This is a genomic window from Mesorhizobium sp. M7A.F.Ca.MR.362.00.0.0, from assembly GCF_004023175.1.
Classification (GTDB): domain Bacteria; phylum Pseudomonadota; class Alphaproteobacteria; order Rhizobiales; family Rhizobiaceae; genus Mesorhizobium.
On sequence record NZ_RZTF01000203.1, the window covers coordinates 9,468 to 11,519 of the forward strand.

Annotated in this window: 4 protein-coding genes; 1 reads left to right on the plus strand and 3 read right to left on the minus strand. The window is 63.8% G+C overall.

Features of this window, described 5'->3' with window-relative positions:
• A partial coding sequence (locus EOC06_RS43155; RefSeq protein ID WP_245469905.1) for a septal ring lytic transglycosylase RlpA family protein occupies positions 1-211 on the minus strand: 211 nt, incomplete at its 3' end.
• A gap of 309 nt (positions 212-520) precedes the next feature.
• Here EOC06_RS43155 and EOC06_RS40290 point away from each other — a divergent pair.
• Positions 521-706, plus strand: coding sequence for a hypothetical protein (locus EOC06_RS40290; RefSeq protein WP_164893164.1), 186 nt, complete (start codon positions 521-523; stop codon positions 704-706).
• 56 nt (positions 707-762) lie between these two features.
• Here the strand turns inward: EOC06_RS40290 and EOC06_RS22490 are convergent, their stop codons facing one another.
• Together EOC06_RS22490 and EOC06_RS22495 are read right to left on the minus strand one after the other, a co-directional pair.
• Positions 763-1,554 carry an ATP-binding cassette domain-containing protein gene (locus tag EOC06_RS22490; RefSeq protein ID WP_128308823.1) on the minus strand — a complete coding sequence of 264 codons (792 nt, stop codon included), beginning with the start codon at positions 1,552-1,554 and terminating at the stop codon, positions 763-765.
• A gap of 10 nt (positions 1,555-1,564) precedes the next feature.
• On the minus strand, positions 1,565-2,052 hold a 488-nt coding region (locus tag EOC06_RS22495; RefSeq protein ID WP_128308824.1), incomplete at its 5' end, for an ABC transporter permease subunit.

The following is a 2,052-nucleotide window of genomic DNA, read 5'->3' on the forward strand; positions in this document are numbered from 1 at the left end:
TGGTCACCTTGAGCTTGGTGCCGAAAGGCAAGGTGCGATGCGCGGCGGTCAGCGCCGACGGGTTCATGCGCTCGCCCGAGGCGGTCTTGGAGTGCAGGGCATACCACGAGGCGCGGCCGCACTGGGCGGCGGCGGTCGCCGAAGAAGCGCCGACCATCAGGCCAGCAGCGATCGTTACCGCGACAAGCGCGGTCTGTTTTGAGTTCTTCATATTTGAGGGATGGCTCCGTTTTTGACAGACCCCAGCCGTTAGGTGCCAAATAAGGCGCGAAATGCGGCAGTGATCTGGCGGTTCCGTGGCAATGGCACACGTTTGGAGTCGCTGGGTAACAGTCTGTCAGGGATTTTCCGGCACGCGATGGTCAATCAATGAAGATTTTTGTGTTGAGGTCAGACGTCCGTTTGACAAGATCGAACATTAATATCCAAGTAGAGCCCGGCATGGTCGGGCCACTTCCTTCGGCTCTTTTATCGCGGCCCCGATGCTGAGACCAATCGACTTCAAAAGGGAGATCCGGCAATGAGGCTGACAAAAAATCTGCTGGCCTTGATTGTGCTTGCCGTCGGCGCGCTGTGGTCGCTGCAAGGCGTCGGCGTTGTCGGCGGCAGCTTCATGACCGGCCAGTCGCAATGGCTGTATATCGGTGTCGTCACCATGCTGGTCGGGCTGGGGGGATTGGTGTGGGCGAACCGTTCTCGAGGGTGAGCTTCGAAGAAAGGTCGACCCCCACTCCGCCAATTGCGGCGCCGCCCCCAACAAACCTACCCGAACAGCCGATCCAGAATCTTGCCTTCCAGCCGCGCAAGCTCGACCGAACCGGGTCGGCGCGGCCGTTCGACCGGGACATCCAGATCAAGCGCGATCCGGCCTTCGCTGATCACCACGACCCGATCGGCCAGCGCGACCGCTTCGGCGACATCATGCGTGACCAGCACGGCGGTGAACTTCTGCGCGATCCAGATGCGTTCCAGAAGCTGCTGCATCTCGATGCGGGTCAGGGCGTCGAGTGCGCCGAGCGGCTCGTCGAGAGCCAGGATCTGCGGGTGGCCGACCAGCGCGCGGGCCAGCGCCACGCGCTGCTTCTGACCTCCCGACAGCACCGAAGGCCATTCGTCGGCCCGGTCGGCAAGCCCGACCTCGCCGAGAATGTCGAGCGCGCGTTGCCTTGCCTCGGCGCCGGAAGCAATCCCGGTCAGCCCGACCTCGACGTTTTTCACCACGCTGGCCCAGGGCAGGAGCCGTGGTTCCTGGAACATGAAGCGCGTGCGGCTGTGTCCTTCCTCTTCTACGCCGAATGTCAGCGATCCCGATGTCGGCCGATCGAGCCCGGCCAGAAGCCGCAAAAGCGTGCTCTTGCCGCAGCCGCTCTTGCCGATGACGGCAAGGAACTGTCCGGCCGGCACGTCCAGGTCGATGCCGTCGAGCACGGTCTTGTCGCCGAAGCGCTTGCCGGCTTGCCTGAAGGCAAAGGCCCGCTGCCCTTCGACGGAGCCGATCGGCCGCACCGGCGTGGCGACGAAGGAACGGGCTGCGGTCAGGCTGGCGGCGGTCATGGGCAATCTCTCATCCGTTCTGGAAGGCCGGATGCCAGCCGAGCGACAGCCGCTCGAGCAGGCGGGCGAGGCTGTCGGCAAGCTTGCCGAGCAGCGCGTAGATCAGGATCGACAGCACGACGACGTCGATCAGCAGGAATCCGCGCGCCTGCATGGCCATGTAGCCGAGGCCGGAGCTGGCCGAAATGGTTTCGGCGACGATCAGCGTCAGCCACATGATGCCCAGGGCATAGCGCAGGCCGACGAAGATCGCCGGCAGCGCACCGGGCAGGATGACGCGGAAGAACAGGGCGCGCCGGTCCATGCCGTAGACGCGGCCCATCTCGACCAGATGCGGGTCGACGCTCTGGATGCCGAGCAGCGTGTTGACGTAGATCGGAAAGAACACGCCGAGCGCCACCAGGAACAGTTTGGCTTCCTCGTCGATGCCGAACCACAGGATGACCAGCGGGATCAGCGCCAGGTGCGGGATGTTGCGGATCATCTGCAGCGTCGTAT

Bases quoted from the DNA above. Each gene is read 5' to 3' on its own strand.
- EOC06_RS22490 (WP_128308823.1), bottom strand. From the start codon at position 1,554: ATGACCGCCGCCAGCCTGACCGCAGCCCGTTCCTTCGTCGCCACGCCG.
- EOC06_RS40290 (WP_164893164.1), top strand. From the start codon at position 521: ATGAGGCTGACAAAAAATCTGCTGGCCTTGATTGTGCTTGCCGTCGGC.